Below are 17974 nucleotides of genomic sequence, written 5' to 3'. Positions count from 1 at the left end.
TACTTAGTAATGTCCGGTACTGACCCTGACCCCGTTTCATTACCGCTCATTGTCAGAAAAATCCGGCTCATCCCGGGTTTTTAGTTTTAATGGTCCGAAATTCTGGGTGGGGTCATTAGGGAGTTGATCTTCGGTTTGAACCCCATCCGCTTGAGCCCTCGGTTTTTGCTCTCCGGATGCAGTTATTCGGTAACCTTAAGACCAGCCTGTTCAAGAATGGAAGTTAAAATTTGACTATGGAATAGTGTAGCATTATTTAAAGTTTCAAACTCAGCTTGATCGTAATCAACAGCGTTTCTTGATGCCTTCTGTCCTACACCATATCCATGCTCCTTTGCTGTTACACAAGGGCCTGAAAAAAATTCCAATCCAGACTCAGGAAAGCTGATGCTTATCTGTGCTCGCGCCAAATCTTCGAGCAACGACCGATCTAACGCATCGAAGTAACCTCCAATCTCGCAAAGCTCCAACCTAGTGAAGGTGTTCGAGCTCATCTCCGATTGAGCCATTGAGGCAATTGGCAGCAGTGAGAGAAAAATAAAAGCGCCGATTCTCATGGAAAACCTCATACTGTTTCAGGCCGAAATCTCTCTGTAGAAGTATTAAATCTAGGCAACAACGTCCTACTGATACCGCGGGAATCCGCGTTAATGCATGCCACAGATGACTTGCCATATCTCAGCCGATGTATATTCATCGAATTTATGCTCAGTCGATTAGGCCCGGTTGAGAAGTTCTTACTCGAGCGCTCAACCTTCGCGGCCCAGATACTGAAGCCTGTAATGCCTGATGACTATTTTCTGATCCTCTACGTTCATTCTCTCCAAGTCCAAGGGGCTTTCGCGACCCGGTGGCAGGTCAATAGCGTCGAAGTTTACTCGCTCCAACTGCATCTCGAATACACTTTGATCGTTGTTTTGATCATAGACGTTCAGCTCTTCGACGTCAGGTTTTCGCTTGTCCAGTGTCGTTCCCATTGCCATTTGCGACTTACCATCTTTCCGTTCAAGAAAGCGCACCACAGCCATTCCCTTGATCGTTTCTCCATCCACCGTTCCTGAGTAATCGTAGAAACCAACCAGCGAGTGAGGGTTGATAACAAACTGTTTTCCAAACCAGATCACTTCAGGCAAACGCGCCTTTTCGATGTCGTTCTGATAGGTGAAGCCTTCAATTTCAAACATAAAATTTTCGTCCGGCCCCGTGATTTTCAGCACGCCGAACTGACGCTCTTTCTTGAATCTCGGGAAAGATACGTACCAGCCACTGAAACCTGCATACTCGTCCTTCACACTATACTGTGAAGATGTCGAAACAGAGGGAGCCTCTTGCTCAGCTTCTTTGAACAGGTCGCTGAAAGTTAACTGTCGCTCTATCATTGGCTTGGCAACCAGTAGTGCATACCGCCAGCAACGTTTTAGCTCTCTCCCCTTGCCTGCTTTATGAAGCTCATTAGCGGTTGAGCCTCCATCGACTGCGTCCTTTCCACTTTGGGATTCCCCGGTAAGGTACTCTGTAAGATCACGGCTCAGGAAAAATGCCAATAGGTCTTGCCGCTCCCAATTGAGCAACGGTACTTGCCAATTTTTGAGCATGCAGGTCTTCTTTCATCCTGCTGGCGGCTCCGTGCCCAGAACCGTTCTTTCGGTAGGCGGCTTCCTGTAAATCGCGCAAAAGATCGGGGTCTTTCACGATCATTAAGTGCTTTTTAAACAGATCGTCGTCTTTGGTCACAGCCTCGTTCCTTGTTAGCGGCGTCGTCGGAATATCAATTGAAACTTTCGCTCCCTCAACTGACCATCTAAAGCGCCGGTTCGGCAATCATTAAGCCAGGACAAGGCAAGACGTCCTGATCCGATGAAGCCATGAAGGAGTGTAGATATGATGTATCATCTGAAAGCCCTCGTTTCCACCCTCGCCGGCCTGATGCTCGCCAGTGCCATCTCCGCCGCGGGCGTTTCCATTAACCACAAGGACGAGCACAAATTTGGCTCTAAACAATACGGCTACGGCCAGGTTTGGCGTGAAGAGGATGGCTCCGGCCAGCTCTACAGCAAATACTCGAATTGCCACCGCTGGGACGGCGACACATACTCCACAATCGCTGTGTTGATGGGTCACGACGGATCCAAGCTGGGCGCTGTGGAGATCAAGGTCGGAATGAGCGCAAAACCCTTTGGCGGTTGCAACGTGCGCGAACTCGACAAACATTTCCGGATCTCACCGGAGCTGGTCAGCCAAATCTCCCACATCGACTTGGTATTCCGGGAACTCAATACCCGAGACGACCAACTCATCGTCAGCGCAATGATCCAGATAATCGAGGAAATACTGAAAGGTGAAACACAGGAGATCAACGGCGTCCATCGCCGTGTGTAACCAGTGACTATGGAGCCGGGGCCTTACCGCCCTGGTTTTTCGTTGTTTGTCCGATGGTCCCCTCGGCTAAGCGTGACACCCCGCGCGTCAAACGGAGGCCTGTTCAAAAGCCTCTGGGCTAACGCTCCCAAGCGCGTGTGAGATCCGACCCTGTTTTTTCTGGATGCCACCGTGGCGGCCCCTATGGTCTGGTGAAACGCGGAGCATTATAGAACGTCCTTTTGCCCGGCTATTTCCAGATCTGGCTGAATCAAGAACGAGGGCAGGTCGAATACCATTCTGGAACGGACTTACTGGCTCTTCGATCACCTCATGCCAAATGCGGCAGGAAGTTTGCCCCAACTAGACGAGAAATCGCGTACTATCACCAGCAGGATGGGTTAGTTGAAGCTCTCTGACCCAAAAAAATCGTCTCCTGAGTATCTGGTGCGGGTCAACACACAATAATGTGCGCTATGAGTTCGCCTTTCTACCTTCCACGCACGCTTTCGAGCAATGACAGGATATTCACTGAAGCAGAGCTGCTGGCTGCTTCGAAATACGTCGTTGTTCTGGCCGAACCCGGCGGCGGAAAAACCGACCTCATGGGAAGCTTTGCCCAACAGATCGGTACGAATGTCATCACAGCGAGTAAATTCGGATATGTAGGGGCAAAATCAAAGTGTGCGCCCCTGGTGATAGACGCATTCGATGAGTTAGCAAAAGTCGACGCTTCCGGCATCTATAAACTTTTAAGCCAGGTTGAGGCGGCTAACCCGACCCACGTCTATATTTCGAGTCGTTCCAGTGAGTGGGACAACGCTGCTACGAGCGCATTCAACGACTTTATCGGGCGCCCACCTCTGGTCGTTAGACTATGCGAGTTCAATGAGGCGGAACAGCGGGCGATTTTTGAACATCACGTAGAAGGAGAGGATTACTCAGTATTTCAAACCGAAGTCGCTCGATTTGATTTAGACGCGCTGCTCCCAAATCCTCAGTTTCTGAAACTTTTTGCTGACGCTTATATCGAGAGCGAAAGACATTTCACTGACAAGCGATCAATCTTCGCACAAGCGGTCGAACGGCTAGCGAAGGAAGCAAACATCAATATAAGGAGACCCAGTCCGACACTTTCGACCGCCCAAAAAGTCGACATCTCGTCGGAAGTTTTCGCCAAACTCTTGTTGTCAGGTTCTGAAGGCGTTGGCACGAGCGAAGCCACTGAAGACCGGATGTATCCTTTGCTGGGGTCATTATTTGGGAGCGACACATCGACTGATGGCATTCTTGCAACTCGCCTTTTTAAGCCTGGCGACAGCGCGGATCAACATCGCCCGGTTCACAAAATCGTGGCTGAATACTGCGCGGCGGACTATCTTACCAAGCGAATCGTTGACCCAACGGACCCTCTAACGCTACCTAAGTGCATGCCTATTATCGCTCCGAACTCCACAGTGAGAGATGAACTCCGCGGGCTGCTGGGCTGGATGGCATCGCTAGGCAACATGCCTGTACAGAAAGCTGCAATCGAACTTGACCCATACGCAGTGCTTGCGAACGGCGACCCTTCCCAGCTTGAACGTTCTTCAAAGCGCCTACTTATATATCGGCTGAGAGAAATTGAGGCCCAAGACCCCCACTTCCGAAGAGGGGATTTCTGGCGCAGGTTCAGTGTTGCAGGCTTCTTCACCCAAGACGTTGTGGATGAGATTAAACCTCTTCTCGTGAATGGCGGTGAAGGACACTTGCGCGATCTGATCCTTGAACTTTTAGCGGGGTCGCCAGCAATCAAGCAGTTAAAAAATGAACTGCGTCAACTCGCTTTAACGCCGGATGAAGGCGAGAGCACTCGTTTGTTGGCAAGTAGGTGTTTGCTCGAGTCAATTGATCACAACCATCACGCCGATCTGGCTGTTCTGATTTTTGAGGCAAGCCATACATCGCTAAGGATGGTAGCTGAAGCTATCGAAACCCTAGGTCTAGAAACATTCAAGCTGACATATCTCGTAGGTTTTTTCCGGGTATGCACAAACCTTTACCCGTGCCACGAAGAGCATCGTGAGCGCACAATAGGTGCCCGCTACTTCGTAAAACGTTTCATCGCAGGTCTGGACTTGGCGACTATCGAGTGGCTCTTAAACGAACTGACCAAAGACCTAGCCTGCAAGTGCGGCAAGAAAGCTTACGAGTGCGATTGCCGAAACGGCATAAGCAAGATCGTCGGGTCAATGCTGGATCGGTACTTCGATCTGGCCAAGCCACCGTTTGATCCAATACGAGTTTGGCGATGGATCGGAAACCTGAACTTCCATGAAAACAAATCCGCTGACCAAAGCAAGACAGTCCAAGTGCTGCAAAAGGACGACGCACTACGCCAAGGAATTATTGGTCATGTATTCGGAAAGTTGACTGACCGTGACCAGATTTTTCAGACTAAGATAGATAAGTTCGACTGGCTCTCGCACTCTGGCCTTTCTTTTCACACCGAAGACTGTCAATTCATAGTGGATCTTGCATTTGAGAGCGACAACCCGGACTTGTGGGCGAGCTTTTTAGCTCACCATAAGTTCCATCGAAACAAGGAAAGTCGAGGCCCAGATAGCCTGCGGCGCCATATGCGCGAGCAAGCACTCGAGAAACCCTTATTCATGCGAGAATGGGCAAGAGCCAACAGTGCTGAAGCGCAATTCCAGCGAGAACACGGAATGATGCGTTTCAGACATTCCCGAAGGGTGAAGCGCCGTCTCAGGAAAGAAGATAATATCCGTGCAGCAAATATTAAGTATGTCCAAAACAACCGGGAGCTTGTCGAAGGTGGGCGTCATTGGCATTGCTTGGTTCGTTTTGCAGAGCTTGTGCTCATGGAGCCAGACAAAATTGAGCACGAGTTTGGCGATGAAACGATTGTTCGGAACGCGCTACGAAACTGCCTCGACTTCATCGCTCCGCACGTTCCCGATTTGCTTGGGCTCGCTAAACTACAGTGTGATTCGAAGTATCAGCACTCGGAGACGATCCTTTATGCGGCTTGCTTGGAGATCATGCGTTTTAAAGGCAACTTGAAAGACATCGATCTTCCGCTCCTGAAAGCGCTAAGAACCAACATTAGCATGGGCTACAGTGCCGTTTCCGAAGAAGACCGTGAACCGCTAAAGACCGAAATTGACCGTCTAATCTTTCCTGATACCGCGAGTGCAGAGGCTTTTCTCCGGCAGTACGTTGAGCCACAGCTGGCCCAGTCGGAATGTTCTCACCCTGAGGTTGGGCTTCTACGCTACGACGAGGCCTTCAGTCATTCGCGCGCCGCGCTATCTGTTGAATGGCTGAGGCGTTTCGATGAGCTTGCTCTTGGGCCAATAGATACGTTATTCGAGGTCGCTGCTCGGTATGGCAATCGCGAAGACCTTAAAAAGATCATCGCGGAGCGTTGCACAGAGTTCATGTCCAACTGGCCCAACCCGACTGGCAGTGAAGATATTGAACAGAAGAGAACATTCTGGCTCGTGCGCGCGTGGTACTTCCTTGACGACGCACCCGAAATATACTGGGACTGGCTCAAAGCCGATAAAAACACTGTGTTCCTTCTCCATGGGCGGTCTGGGCAAATCAACCTTAACGATTATTCCTATTGGCCCAGGCTCGCATCACGCAAGATTGAAGCCATTTTAGAGGCCCTCATTGGCCAATGGCCAAAGGTAGACCTGCCGAACCACTGGGGGACGGAAAGCCCCAAAGAGGAAAACGCATACCGCTTCTTGACCACAGTGATCTGGTCAATGAGCTCAGATGATCCGGATGATGCGATTCCGGTTCTCGACCGGCTTCTTGTCGATCTGCGTTTTTCAGACCTGCACAGGGACTTAAAGAGCATACATGCCGGTCAAGTCAGGAAGAAAGCACTGAGAGATTTCAAACCGCCTACGCCCCAGGAAATTGTAAATCGACTGGACCGCGACGAGGTAGTTACGGTGGAAGGTCTGCGTCAACTCGTGCTCCAAGAGCTCCAAGACTTCCAGAAAGCCATAGATGGTGGAGAATTCAACTCCGCAGATCGCTTTTATGCGAAAGATGATCGACTAGACGAAGTGCGATCTACTGAGATTATTGCTGAACGCCTCAATCTGAGACTTGAGCCGCAAAATATTTCTGTGACACCGGAACATCAGTTAAAGAACGCAAACCGGAGTGATTTCACGGTGTCCAAGTTGATTGGCGGTAAAAAACGACTACTGGTTACAGAGGTAAAAGGGCAGTGGCATAAAGAACTGTACACCGCCGCTTCCGCCCAACTTTACGAACGTTACTCTATCCACCCCGACGCAGAGCAACAGGGTATTTTCCTGGTCATCTGGTTTGGCGCGGAGGAAAAAGTTGCAGGTCGCAAAATACATCCTATTGAGAGCGCCTTGGAGCTCAAACACAACATCGAAGCAAAGTTGCCGCCGGAGCTCACGGGACTAATCGATGTGTTCGTTCTAGACGTTTCTCAGCCAAAACGGCTCAAACAGTGATGCTGTTTCAACTAGTTCAGAAGGTTGCGTGCGTGGTAATTGAGGCGTTTCAAGGAAGTAATGTACATAACGAAGCGGCTATCCAAGGGATAGGCAATGCATTTTGGCTCCCTTCGTCGTCAGTATCTCAATGAAGAAGAACTTGATGAGACTCTTTGGCGACCGACAGTGGTTTTGGTGATAAAAGAACTCCGGTTTGTTTTAGACGAACACGTTAATGCTAAAGGATGGCATAAACACGCAAAGTCGGTCATGGAAAGACACGTAAGTATTCCTGAGGGTGAATCGATCTCAGTGTTGCTTAAGTGGAACAAAGATCTGGAATCGGTTCTTAAACCGTTCGAAATGAATCAGTTGAGGCCGAGAACTATTCACTCGGTAAAAGGTGAGGAATTTTCAGCGGTCTGTGTGGTCACGACTGCACAGACAGTTAAGGGGGTTCTTGACTTTCTCGAGAAAGGAGAGCCCGTTAACAGAGCAGAAGATGCGAGAAAATTATATGTAGGTGCATCTAGAGCCAAGAGGCTTTTGGTTCTCGCTACGCCTAAGAGTCAGGCAAATCGTTTGGCTTCCCAGATCGGTATGTTGGGTGCCAGAACAAACATGATTGAAATTGAGAGTGATTGAAATCTACTTCCATTTCATAGTCACGAAACCAGTAAGTAAGGAGAAAATGCGTGTCCGAACTTATCCGGAAACGAGTCATTAGGGATTTGACAAATGAAATCACCGATCTTGATGCCACATCCATTGAAATTGTTGGACATAAGGTCATCGAGACTCTTGAAGGCACTAAGTTGGTTCACCATGGTATCAATAAAGACTATAAACCCGTCGGGTATACAGTCGATACATTCTCCCAAGATTTCAGCATAGTTGGTGAGTACAGTACTGAAGACGGATTCTTCGATGGTTCCAAAAATACGTCGGGAGAATACGAATTTACGAAGATTGCTAAAGATGTCCGACACGCGTTTGAGAAAGGCGGAAAACTGAGTCCATCGCGTATCTATCTAGTCTCTTCTGAGGAAGAGCCTCCATCGTTTAGGGGTAAATTCAATCAGACAGACTTGGCGAAAGCCCACGGTGGCCGATTGGTTTTCCTGGATGCGAGAGAACTCGCAAAGATCATATTCGACTCGTCTACGCAAAACTCCCAAGCTGCCGATTTTTATAGAAATTATCTACCAGATTTTTCGCAAAACCTAGATAATTACGAATACTATGGGCGCGTTCCACCTGTATGTGCAAATCATCAACCTATCCCTATTATCATTGATGCTATTGCAGACCATTTCCAATCCGATAAAAATATCTGTGTTTTACATGGTCTTAGTGGGTCAGGAAAGACCCAGGCTGCGATAGACTTCGTGCGAACAGCGCTTCCAAATTTCGGCAACTACATTTGGATTGCGGGAGATGACTGGAAGGATGGCGTACCACTAACCGCTATTAAACGCTCAAGAGGCGGCGTTCCGATAAATGTCGCCGGAGTGTTTAATGCTAGTAAAACACTCCTTGTTATTGATGATCTCTCTAGGCGTGTTTCTGAAGAATCGTTTGTTGAGTTGAGACCAGGATTCGAATTGGGCGGGAAAGTACTTTTGACATCCCAATTGGTAGATCCAACGAGCCCAAATTACCTTCAAATTCCTCAATTGCCTCAGCCGGCAGCCTACCGAATTCTCGGAGAAGATGAAGCGACCGCAAGTGAAATAGCTTCGCAGTTCATAGACAAATGTCTTTTCTGCCCGTTGATTTTGGCTGTGACTCGCAAGGTGAGCGAAATCGACGGAATTGAAAGAGATGAGCTTTATCGCGAAGTTTTAAGTATGCCCGGCGTTGCTCAAGGCGATGATGGCCGGCCGATCATGGCTCGCATCCTGGGCAAGGTGAATGATGCAGATCGAGTTGCATTGGAAAAAATCGCTAAGAGTGGGTGTACGACATTCGACGCTACTTTTCTGAGCAAATTTATCGGCCCTAGCGCAAGGGCTGGGCTACAGCGTTTGGCTATACTCAATCGAACTGCCACCTCATCGACATTGTCGGTGCATGACTTAATCTGTAGTGCAGCAAGTTCAGGTGAAAAGAATGGTCAAGAACTCGCCCAAGCGCTAGAGAAATACGTTGCAAAGAACTGCGGCGAGATGGTTCCGAGTGTGGTCCGGCAAATACATCTGTCTACCCAGCAGTTGCTCGAGGAAAACACGGCAAGAGGACGAAGAAATCCGGATTGGTTGACATATGCTCTTCTTCAGGTCGAGCGGGGGAAGAGGGCGGAATTACTCGGCGACCTGCACGAATGCGAGATTCGTTCGGACATGCCGATAGCTGAGCTATTGTGCATCATTGATAGTAAAGAGGCTTATTCTTATTCTCTATCGCAAGAGGATCGGAAAATTTACTATGAAGGGTGTGCCGAAGAATACGGTCAAGTTGCTCAAAAGACCGGTGATCCCGATATCCGAGCCGAGATGCTGCATCATCAAGGGAAAGCTCTTCGAAGGTGCGGTCAACTTGAACCCGCACTGGCGTGTTTTCAGAGTCTCCTGCGTGAAAGGCCAGAGTGGCATGCCGCTTATGGTCAAATAGCCCACTTAGGAATCCAGCGAGAAGCCGATAAACAATTGAAAACAGAGGGGGAACGGGCACTTCAATTTTTGATTGATGAATTGTTGAAAGATCTGGATTCGGTTCCACTGCGTGTTTCCTTGGCGGCTTTAAGCCGGCTGCGCTCCTATCCTTCTATTACTGATTGGCTAGTCCAACAGCCAAAATATGTTAAGCAACTCGCCGATGTAGTGACCTTATCCGCAGTGGAGGGCTTCGATCAATTCTACGAGGGATTCCTTGGACTAACCTCATTGTTCAATTACCACCATCCTGGAATCTGCCTCTCGGTCGCTGAATCATTTCCAGATATGGTGGCTATTTATCCTAACTCCGTGGAAGAGCGTCAATGGGTCAATGCTTGCGAGGCGTTATCTAACATTTTAATTACAGCCAAGAAGCAAGAACAGCATGACTTAGCGCGGAAACTAAGCGCTGCGGCAGAATCGTTCGCTACAGAACTGAGTCTTTCCGAAAACCAGAATTCTTATAAAGTACGCGTGGTTGCCAAAACCTTTCTTTCCGTTGGCGCTGGGGAAAAGGCTCTTCAAGCAATAAAAGGGATTCCCGAAGACTCTAGGGATCATTGGCTTTTATATCGCCAGTCGAAGATTGAGGCCGATTTACAGATGCTCGATGATGCCTTGGAGACAGCCGAACGGGCGCTAAAATTAGCATTGCAGGATCCTAAAGCGGAGAGAAGACTGTCGATCTACCACGATCAAATTAGTCAATGCTACGAGCGATTAGGCCAAGTTCCGAGGGCAATTGAGAGTCTAAAAGAAGCGATCGGATTAGTGACGGATGAAAAGTATGGGAATCGTCTCAGTGCTCGGCTGTCAGAGCTTGAAGCGGTCCACTAGTTGGACTTATAGGAACGTCCTACATGGTACAACGCTTCTTTGAGGGATTCCTCTGGAGCTGGAGGTTCCTCGTAAATCAAGGTCGTCGATGGTGAAACATGCCCGGCGATTTTTTGTGCCACCTTTACAGACTTTTTTTGGTTGTGAATTATATTCGTCATCAAAGTGCGGCGCCCACTATGTGAACTCGCACGTTCGATCCCGGCCCATTGCCTCTGTAGTGGTTCAATGATTCCGGACACCAACGTAGGTGGTAATATCGCCACCATAAGTGAGGTGTCTGATGACCAGGAAACGACGATCTTTTACGCCAGAATTCAAACAGGAAGCCGCCTGTCTGGTGCTTGACCAGGGCTACAGTGTTGCCGAAGCCAGCCGCTCTTTGAATGTCGGTGAGAACGCCCTAAGGCGATGGGTAAAACAGCTTTCTGAGGAACGTGGTGGTGTTACACCCAAGTCGAAAGCGTTGACGCCGGAGCAGCAGCGGATCCAAGAACTGGAAGCTCGTTGCGAGCGTCTAGAGCGGGAGAAATCGATATTAAAAAAGGCTACCGCTCTCTTGATGTCGGACGAGATGAATCGTACGCGCTGATAGACCAGTTGAGTGAGCAGGAGCCTGTAGAGATGGTCTGTAAAGCGTTTGAAGTCTCGCGGTCCAGTTATTACGACTATCGCCGCAGGCGGTCCGTGGTGGACGCCGAGCGAGTGGTTCTGCGAGCCGATGTAAACCGGATCTTTCGCAAGAGCCGAAGTTCAGCAGGAAGCCGTATGATCACCACCATGCTTAATGAGGAAGGCGTTGTGATCGGACGCTTCAAGGTTCGCCGCCTGATGAGTGAGCTGGGGCTGATCTGCAAACAACCTGGTCCACACGCTTACAAGCAGGCCTCCGTGGAAAGGCCAGACATTCCAAACCGGCTGAATCGTGAGTTCAGCGTCAGTCGCCCAGACCAGGTGTGGTGCGGTGACATCACCTACGTGTGGGCTGGTCAGCGATGGAGCTATCTGGCGGTTGTTCTGGATCTCTATGCCCGCCGGGTCGTTGGCTGGGCGCTATCAGACCGGCCTGATGCCGAGTTGGTGGTGAAGGCATTGGATCATGCGTATGAGCAGCGAGGAAAGCCGACTGGGGTTCTGTTCCACTCCGACCAGGGCAGTCAGTACGCCAGTCGATTATTCCGTCAGAGGCTCTGGCGTTACCGCATGGAGCAAAGCATGAGTCGCCGGGGAAATTGCTGGGACAATTCTCCGATGGAACGGGTCTTTCGCAGCTTGAAGAGCGAATGGATTCCGTCACTCGGTTACCGATCAATTCCGGATGCACGAAAGGATATCGGCGACTACCTGATGGACTACTACAACCGGCAGCGCCCTCATACATTCAATGACGGCATGCCACCTGTGGTCGCGGAAGAAAAACTTAAAATACTGTCCGGGATTAGTTGACCACTACACTCTGCATTAATGCCAAGTGCTCTTGAAGAGTATTTGGAGAGTAGGGACCTCCTTTCTGAGTAAGGAATAGGGGATCAGTCTTTTTCACCGAAGGGTGTGTTGCTAGACGGATTGAAAGGTAATTTTTTATAGCCGTTCTCAGCGCAACGTCATTCATCGGAAGATCGCGTGATTTACCACGATGCTTCTTTACCTCAGGATAAAAATCCTCCGGTTTGATCTCGGCGCCGGCCTTAGCCATGGCTTCAATTTGCTGAACAAGCTGGTGAAATTCGTGAACACTAAAACTGATCCGGCGACGTTGATAAGTTGATTTGGATCGCCTGAGCGCATCCGCTGCGTATTCCGGCGAACGTGAACACTCATTCCGGCTGAACGTGAACACCTTTTTTCTTAACGCATCACCCACCGAGGTTTGTACCCCGGGTGTTCACGTTCAGTCAATTTCCTGAAGTCGTTTTCTCATGGATTCTCCGTTCAGAGCCCAGCGATGGGCGTTGTGCATCAGCCGATCCAGGATAGCGTCGGCCAGGGTGTTGTCGCCGATGGTGGCGTACCACTGATCGGTGGGCAGTTGGCTGATGATCATGGTTGACTGAGTGCCGTGTCGATCATCCATGATCCCCATCAGGTCGTTTCGATGCGCCGGACTCAGGGCTTCCAGGCCCCAGTCGTCCAGGATCAGCAGGTTTATTTTGGCCAGCTGCTTCAGGGTTTTCTGGTAGGTGCCATCCGCCTTGGCCTGTGTCAGTTCCAGCATTAACCGGGAGATTCGGTAGTACCGGGCGCTGAGACCGTTCAGACAGGCTTGATGGCCGATAGCACAGCCCAGGTACGTTTTGCCGCTGCCACAAGGCCCGGTGATTAGCAGGTTCTGTCCCCGCTCCAACCAATCGGTCTGGGCCAACTGCGCCACTTGGGCTTTTTTGAGATTGCGCGAGTGCTGGTAGTCAATGTTCTGAACCGAGGCCCCCGGAGCTTGAAGCGGGCCTGGCGAACCAGGCGATCCTGTTTCCGGTGCTCCCGGGTCTGGCATTCCCGGTCGAGTAACAGTTCCAGCCGTTCAGTGAACGATAGCTCGTCATAGGTGCCCAGCTGGTTCTGTTGGTGTTCCAGGGCGGCGGCCATGCCGCCCAGCTTCAGGTCTCTCAGTCGTGTCAGGGTCTTGATCGTGCTCATAACGGTGTCCTAGTGGAAGCTCTTCGGGCCACGGATGTTCTCGTGGTGCTGGGGCAATTCTGTGTGCAAGGGCAGTTGTTCCGGCAGCTTGTCGCGGTTGCTCTGGAGAATGGCCTTGATGTGTTTCAGCCGGTTCAGGCCTTCCCGGTTGGCGATACGACAACTGGCGTTCAGCCGTGGGCTTGGGTAGGCCTTACTCAGGTTGAGCAGCCCGAGACAGACCCGGTAGGCCTGTTCCGGATGCTCCCGTTCATCCAACCGATCACTGACCCAGATCAGGGTGTCTGGCCCGATGTCTTGAGCCCAGTTCTTGAGACGTCCGGGCGACCACTGTTGTTGCTTTCGGTGGCGTGTCGGCATGTGTCCAGGCTCGGTGGTGATACCGAACTGGTGACTGCGTGGGTGGCTGGCGATCTGCCGTTGGCGGAAGTAAATCTGCACCAGACGCTCACTGGCATGGATCTCCACCCGCTCGCCTACATACTGGTGTGGTACTGAGTAATGATGCTGGCTGAACTCGATGTGGTAATCGATATTGACTCGGCAGCGTCGGATGTCCACGTACTCATAGGGGTGTTTCGGTAACGCCTTCAGAGCGGGCTGATCCAGCGTCTTGAAGGCGTCCTGACGGTTGCCCGGCAGACGCTTGAACGGTCGGCTGTTCAGATCTTCCAATAGCGATCGAATGCACTGATTCAGATCCGCCAGGGTGAAGAAGGTGTGGTGACGCAACCGAGCCAGTATCCAGCGCTCAACGATCTGCACGCCCACTTCTGCTTTGGCTTTGGATTTGTCCTTGGGCTTGTAGGGCCGCGCTGGCATCACCGCCACCTGGTAGTGGGCCGCCAGTTGCTGGTAGCTAGGGTTCAGATCCGGGTCGTACCGACAGGCTTTGTTGACGCCGCTGCGCAGATTGTCCGGCACCAGCATCTCCGGAACACCGCCGAAGAACTCAAGGGTGCGCACGTGACTCAACAGCCAGTTGTGCAACTCCTGAGTCCAGGTGGCTTCTGCATAGGTGTAATTGGAGGCACCCAGTACGGCGACAAACACCTGAGCCGTGCGGATCTCGCCGGTTTGCGGGTTGATGATGGGAACGGTGGGGCCGCAGTAATCAATGAAGCACTTTTCACCGGCCTTGTGAGTCTGACGCATGGAGCGCTTCTGCTGCTTCAGCCAGTGACGGTAGCGATCACAATATTGAGAGTAGCTGTAACACCGGTTGGGGAACCGGGCGGTGTACTCCTCCCACAGCAATTGTTTGGTCACGTCCTGGCGTTTAAGTTCCTGATACACGGTCGTCCAGTCAGGCACCTGATAGCGAGTGGATGAGGTGGGATCAGAGCGGGGATAGAACATGGCCGCCAAGCGACCGTCGTCCAGATCTTCTGACAAGGGCCAGGTTATCTGTAAGGCATCGGCCCGGGACAAAAGCTTCTGGATAGCTCCGACACTGGACTTGGTACTGGCGCTGATCTGCCGGATTGAGAGCCCGGCTTCCAGCCGCAGACGAAGGACTTCTCTGATTTTGCGCATTGGCATTCTCTTAGCTGGCATAACTCGGATCCCAAAAAAGGAATCAGAGTAGCAAACGTTTGAATAACAATGCGTTAAGAAGGATTCCGGTTGAACGTGAACATGGATTCCGGGAAGGTGAACACCGATTCCGGAAAATCACCGAAAAGTGTTCATCTTCAACCGGAATGGCTGTTCACATTGAACCAGAATAGGTGTTCACGTTCGTCCGGAATGGGCGTTCATGATGGGCCGGAATATGCATCCGCACCTTTAGTGTAGGCCGCAGGCAATGCAAGAATTTCTTTAAGCTTGAACGAGCGTTGAGCAGAGATTAGAGAGCCAAGCTCCGCTACGTCCTTAATCTGAAGAAGCGCAATCTCCTGAACACGTAAGCCGAGTTTGAAACTGATCTGTACGAGGGCCGTGTTCTTTTCCGGGTGGCGATGCTTTTGGATAACGGTCAAAAGGAGAGAGAACTGTTCTGGCGTGAGAACGCGAGCCTGGCCGGTTTTACTCATCAGAAGAACTCCAAAAACAACGACAAACAGAAGGAGAGAGGAAATCCAAAATCCGTAATAATGTTAGTTTAACGGATACTATAGTGCGCATAATGTATATTATGTTAAATACGATATTGAGTTACGTCTCCTGTAGGTAAATCCAATCAAGTCCCTCGTTACACAAAGTACTAAGCCGTCTGAACTCGTCACCACGTACGCCATTCTTTTAATGCTATTCGTAAGCGGTACCGCGATTGCCGCCACGAATGCATCAGCCCTTTTGTTACTTTTTTGCGATATTAGGTTCACTCGACGGACGAACGCCTCGCAGACTCTGTCGCAATGACAGACTACGCGCGCTGCGCCACGAAACCAACGCACGTGAGATACGGTACTGCGAACCTAAGTTGAGCAAAAAGACTCAGCGCTGCTCGTCTTGACCTTGCCTTTCTTGTGGCCCCGTTATTGTTACTCGGAACATGAATCAAACAACTTGAACGGTTGCTCAAAAAGTGATTGAATGATTGCTCAAAAATACGGGAGAGCCCCATGATTAAATTGTTTTTTCACCCTACGCCCAACCCTTTGAAAGTTGCACTCTACTTGGAGGAAACGAGCCTGCCCTATGAGTTGGTGCCGGTCGATACGCTTAAAGGTGAGCAACATTTAGCTGGGTTTCGAAGTATAAACCCCAACGGGAAAGTGCCAGCCATTGACGATAATGGCGTACGGGTGTTCGATTCCACAGCCATTTTGCTCTATTTGGCCGAGAAATCCGGACATTTGGCAGGCGCCCCCCAGGATCGCGCAGAACTGCTGTCATGGATGATGTTTATCGCCAGTGGCGTCGGCCCTTATTCCGGCCAGGCGGTTCATTTCAAGCACATGGCGCCAGAAAAACTTCCTTATGCCATCAATCGCTACGAGCGCGAAACCCAGCGGCATTATGAGGTGCTGGAAGCACATCTGGAAAACCGCCAGTACCTCGTTGGCGACAGTTTTAGCATTGCCGATATTTCTGCCTGGGGGTGGATCGATAAGGGGCCTTTCATATTGGGTGAGGAAGCCATGGCGAGCTACCCGAACCTGCAGCGCTGGTTCGATGGTATTAACAGCCGTCCTGCCGTGGCACGCGTTCGGGAACTGGGCAAGGATCTGAACTTCAAGACCGAGCGTGACGAAGCTGCCAGGCGCGAGCTGTTCCCGCAAAATTACCCGAAAACATAAGGTACTATTACCCCTCATCCCTTAGTACATCCGATGGCGGAACAACCAACCGGCCAGGGCCAATGTCACCACACCAATGAGTGCCATTGGCCAATACTGGTTGATCAGCAGCGATCGCCGTCATGATTTTTTCTTCTGCATCTTCGCCACCCATCACTGTTTCTGAGTCTGAACAGACAGTATGTATGCCGCTGGCGTGGTGAGAAAGGGAGTCCCGCTTTCATGCAGTGTGACAATTTGTCGCGCATCAATTCCGGGTCTTTTTATGTACCTCGAAACGCCTGTCTGGCTATGCTACGGCATTATTGATCCCCTTCGAAACGGAACTCAGCCATGGACAGCGCATCAGATTCTCGCGTAATTGGTCAGATACCAGAAGCTACGATGGCCAGACAACAGAATGTTGATCTCTATCGCGCCGTCTGGCGCTGGCACTTCTATTCGGGCCTCCTTGTTCTGCCTTTTCTAATCATATTGGCCGTAACCGGCGCACTGTATCTGTTTAGTGATGAAATCGATGCTGTGGTTCATGCAGATCTCATGACTGTCGAAGTGTCGCCCGGCCCTGCCATCACAGCGGAACGCCAGATTGCTACTGCACTTGAAGCTTATCCGGGCACAGTTTTCAAATATGTGCCTGCCGCGGCACCTGAGCGCAGCACTGAAGTAGATATTAAGACCGACGATGGTGAAAAGCTGGCTGTGTATATCGACCCGTCTACGGGAAATGTACTTGGCAACATGGATTATCGTGGCAGTGTCATGTGGTTCGTCCGCAAGCTGCACAGCCTTGCGAAACTCGGTCCAATCGCCAATGGAACGCTTGAAGTTGCCGCAGGGCTTTCGATTCTTCTCGTTCTGACGGGCCTGTATCTTTGGTGGCCGCGCGGTCAGTCCGGCGGCGTAGTAAGCGTGCGCGGGTCGCGTGAGAAGCGCGTTTTCTGGCGGGACCTCCACGCTGTGACCGGCTTGGGCGTTGGCGGCTTCATTGTATTTCTGGCGTTGACTGGAATGCCATGGTCGATTGTCTGGGGCGAGAAGGCGAATGAATTCGCGAATGGCCACAACTATGGCTACCCCACTGGCGTTCGAGTCGATGTCCCTATGTCAGACACACTTCTTTCAGAAAGGAATCTCACAAGCTGGTCGCTCGAACAAGCACAACTTCCAGAGTCAAACATACCAGACAGCAGCGTGAGTGTACCGTCGCCAATTGGGCTTGATCGAGCCATTTTGACGTTCAATACACTTGGGCTGGCTGCAGGCTATAGCGTGTCTATGCCAGCCTCCGCTGACGGCGTCTTTACGGGGTCAGTCTACCCTGATGACCTGAGTAAACAGCGTGTCATTCATCTTGATCAGTACTCCGGTGAAGTCCTGCTGGATATGAGCTACAGCGACTATGGGCCGGTCGGTCGCGGCCTCGAGTGGGGCATCAACGTGCATATGGGCCAGGAATTCGGCTTGGTGAACCAATTAGTCTTGTTGATCGCCTGTCTGGCCATTGTTCTCATGAGCGTTTCAGCTGGTGTAATGTGGTGGAAACGTCGCCCGACAGGGAAGCTTGGGATTCCTCCCCTGCCACAAAACCCGAAACGCCTTCGCGGGGTATTTGCGCTACTGATGATTGGCGGAGTCGTATTTCCGCTGACCGGAATGGCACTGGTTGTAATGGTCTTGATTGACGGACTGCTCCAGCGTCTCGATAAGCAGCGCGTTGAGTTAGCTCAGGCCTGACATCGGTTTT

Annotated in this window: 14 protein-coding genes and 1 pseudogene; 7 read left to right on the top strand and 8 right to left on the bottom strand. The window is 50.9% G+C overall.

Translation table 11 applies throughout. The features are described 5' to 3' along the window. Positions 1 to 182 precede the first annotated feature (182 nt). The 3 genes from FFI90_RS05210 to FFI90_RS05200 form a co-directional block, all read right to left on the bottom strand. On the bottom strand, positions 183 to 557 hold the full coding sequence (locus tag FFI90_RS05210; protein ID WP_144776831.1) for a hypothetical protein: 375 nt from the start codon (positions 555 to 557) through the stop codon (positions 183 to 185). A 192-nt stretch (positions 558 to 749) separates the two neighbouring features. After that, positions 750 to 1595: a hypothetical protein gene (locus tag FFI90_RS05205; protein ID WP_144776830.1), complete on the bottom strand. Its 846-nt coding sequence runs from the start codon at positions 1593 to 1595 to the stop codon at positions 750 to 752. After that, positions 1522 to 1734, bottom strand: a complete 213-nt coding sequence (locus FFI90_RS05200; RefSeq protein ID WP_144776829.1) for a hypothetical protein — start codon at positions 1732 to 1734, stop codon at positions 1522 to 1524. Before FFI90_RS05200 ends, FFI90_RS05205 begins: the two co-directional genes overlap by 74 nt. A gap of 147 nt (positions 1735 to 1881) precedes the next feature. Between FFI90_RS05200 and FFI90_RS05195 the strand changes: the two genes are divergently transcribed. The 5 genes from FFI90_RS05195 to FFI90_RS05170 all read left to right on the top strand — a co-directional run bounded on the left by FFI90_RS05195 (position 1882) and on the right by FFI90_RS05170 (position 11794). Further along, complete coding sequence (locus FFI90_RS05195; RefSeq protein ID WP_144776828.1) at positions 1882 to 2379, top strand: hypothetical protein; 498 nt, start codon at positions 1882 to 1884, stop codon at positions 2377 to 2379. A gap of 455 nt (positions 2380 to 2834) precedes the next feature. Then, entirely contained in the window at positions 2835 to 6872 is a 4038-nt protein-coding gene (locus FFI90_RS05190) for an NACHT domain-containing protein (RefSeq protein WP_144776827.1), read from the top strand. A gap of 96 nt (positions 6873 to 6968) precedes the next feature. Beyond that, positions 6969 to 7499: a 3'-5' exonuclease gene (locus tag FFI90_RS05185; protein ID WP_144776826.1), complete on the top strand. Its 531-nt coding sequence runs from the start codon at positions 6969 to 6971 to the stop codon at positions 7497 to 7499. A 50-nt stretch (positions 7500 to 7549) separates the two neighbouring features. Further along, positions 7550 to 10348, top strand: coding sequence for a tetratricopeptide repeat protein (locus FFI90_RS05180; RefSeq protein ID WP_144776825.1), 2799 nt, complete (start codon positions 7550 to 7552; stop codon positions 10346 to 10348). A 283-nt stretch (positions 10349 to 10631) separates the two neighbouring features. After that, a protein-coding gene (locus tag FFI90_RS05170; protein ID WP_144776824.1) for an IS3 family transposase occupies positions 10632 to 11794 on the top strand; the annotation gives its coding sequence in 2 pieces (ribosomal slippage) (positions 10632 to 10887 and positions 10887 to 11794; 1164 coding nt in all). Here FFI90_RS05170 and FFI90_RS05165 read toward each other — a convergent pair. The 4 genes and pseudogenes from FFI90_RS05165 to FFI90_RS05150 form a co-directional block, all read right to left on the bottom strand. Beyond that, positions 11787 to 12212: a site-specific integrase gene (locus tag FFI90_RS05165; protein ID WP_246123349.1), complete on the bottom strand. Its 426-nt coding sequence runs from the start codon at positions 12210 to 12212 to the stop codon at positions 11787 to 11789. The genes FFI90_RS05170 and FFI90_RS05165 overlap by 8 nt on opposite strands. A 27-nt stretch (positions 12213 to 12239) precedes the next feature. Beyond that, a pseudogene (istB, locus tag FFI90_RS05160) lies at positions 12240 to 12982 on the bottom strand (IS21-like element helper ATPase IstB). Between the two features lie 9 nt (positions 12983 to 12991). Further along, a complete protein-coding gene (gene istA / locus FFI90_RS05155; RefSeq protein ID WP_144776823.1) occupies positions 12992 to 14539 on the bottom strand; it encodes an IS21 family transposase in 1548 nt (515 codons plus the stop codon). A gap of 200 nt (positions 14540 to 14739) precedes the next feature. Then, on the bottom strand, positions 14740 to 15018 hold the full coding sequence (locus FFI90_RS05150) for a hypothetical protein (RefSeq protein ID WP_246123347.1): 279 nt from the start codon (positions 15016 to 15018) through the stop codon (positions 14740 to 14742). Positions 15019 to 15549: 531 nt separating this feature from the next. On the opposite strand from FFI90_RS05150, the gene FFI90_RS05145 reads away from it, so the two are divergent. Then, the gene (locus FFI90_RS05145) at positions 15550 to 16227 is read left to right on the top strand and encodes a glutathione S-transferase family protein (RefSeq protein ID WP_144776822.1); all 678 of its coding nucleotides are present in this window, start codon (positions 15550 to 15552) and stop codon (positions 16225 to 16227) included. A gap of 7 nt (positions 16228 to 16234) precedes the next feature. On the opposite strand, the gene FFI90_RS20065 is transcribed toward FFI90_RS05145, so the two are convergent. Beyond that, complete coding sequence (locus FFI90_RS20065) at positions 16235 to 16381, bottom strand: hypothetical protein (protein WP_186317911.1); 147 nt, start codon at positions 16379 to 16381, stop codon at positions 16235 to 16237. A gap of 179 nt (positions 16382 to 16560) precedes the next feature. On the opposite strand from FFI90_RS20065, the gene FFI90_RS05140 reads away from it, so the two are divergent. Beyond that, the gene (locus tag FFI90_RS05140; RefSeq protein ID WP_222120476.1) at positions 16561 to 17964 is read left to right on the top strand and encodes a PepSY-associated TM helix domain-containing protein; all 1404 of its coding nucleotides are present in this window, start codon (positions 16561 to 16563) and stop codon (positions 17962 to 17964) included. Positions 17965 to 17974: the final 10 nt, after the last annotated feature.

The sequence above is a fragment of the Marinobacter maritimus genome (assembly GCF_007671675.1).
In the GTDB taxonomy this organism is placed as follows: domain Bacteria; phylum Pseudomonadota; class Gammaproteobacteria; order Pseudomonadales; family Oleiphilaceae; genus Marinobacter; species Marinobacter maritimus.
Note: the sequence above shows the minus strand (reverse complement) of the source record. Positions and strands in the feature narration are given on the sequence as shown.

Coding starts and splice junctions, on each gene's coding strand:
- FFI90_RS05210 (WP_144776831.1), bottom strand. CDS start 557: ATGAGAATCGGCGCTTTTATTTTTCTCTCACTGCTGCCAATTGCCTCA.
- FFI90_RS05205 (WP_144776830.1), bottom strand. CDS start 1,595: ATGCTCAAAAATTGGCAAGTACCGTTGCTCAATTGGGAGCGGCAAGAC.
- FFI90_RS05195 (WP_144776828.1), top strand. CDS start 1,882: ATGATGTATCATCTGAAAGCCCTCGTTTCCACCCTCGCCGGCCTGATG.
- FFI90_RS05190 (WP_144776827.1), top strand. CDS start 2,835: ATGAGTTCGCCTTTCTACCTTCCACGCACGCTTTCGAGCAATGACAGG.
- FFI90_RS05185 (WP_144776826.1), top strand. CDS start 6,969: ATGCATTTTGGCTCCCTTCGTCGTCAGTATCTCAATGAAGAAGAACTT.
- istA (WP_144776823.1), bottom strand. CDS start 14,539: ATGCCAGCTAAGAGAATGCCAATGCGCAAAATCAGAGAAGTCCTTCGT.
- FFI90_RS05150 (WP_246123347.1), bottom strand. CDS start 15,018: ATGAGTAAAACCGGCCAGGCTCGCGTTCTCACGCCAGAACAGTTCTCT.
- FFI90_RS05145 (WP_144776822.1), top strand. CDS start 15,550: ATGATTAAATTGTTTTTTCACCCTACGCCCAACCCTTTGAAAGTTGCA.
- FFI90_RS20065 (WP_186317911.1), bottom strand. CDS start 16,381: ATGGGTGGCGAAGATGCAGAAGAAAAAATCATGACGGCGATCGCTGCT.
- FFI90_RS05140 (WP_222120476.1), top strand. CDS start 16,561: ATGGACAGCGCATCAGATTCTCGCGTAATTGGTCAGATACCAGAAGCT.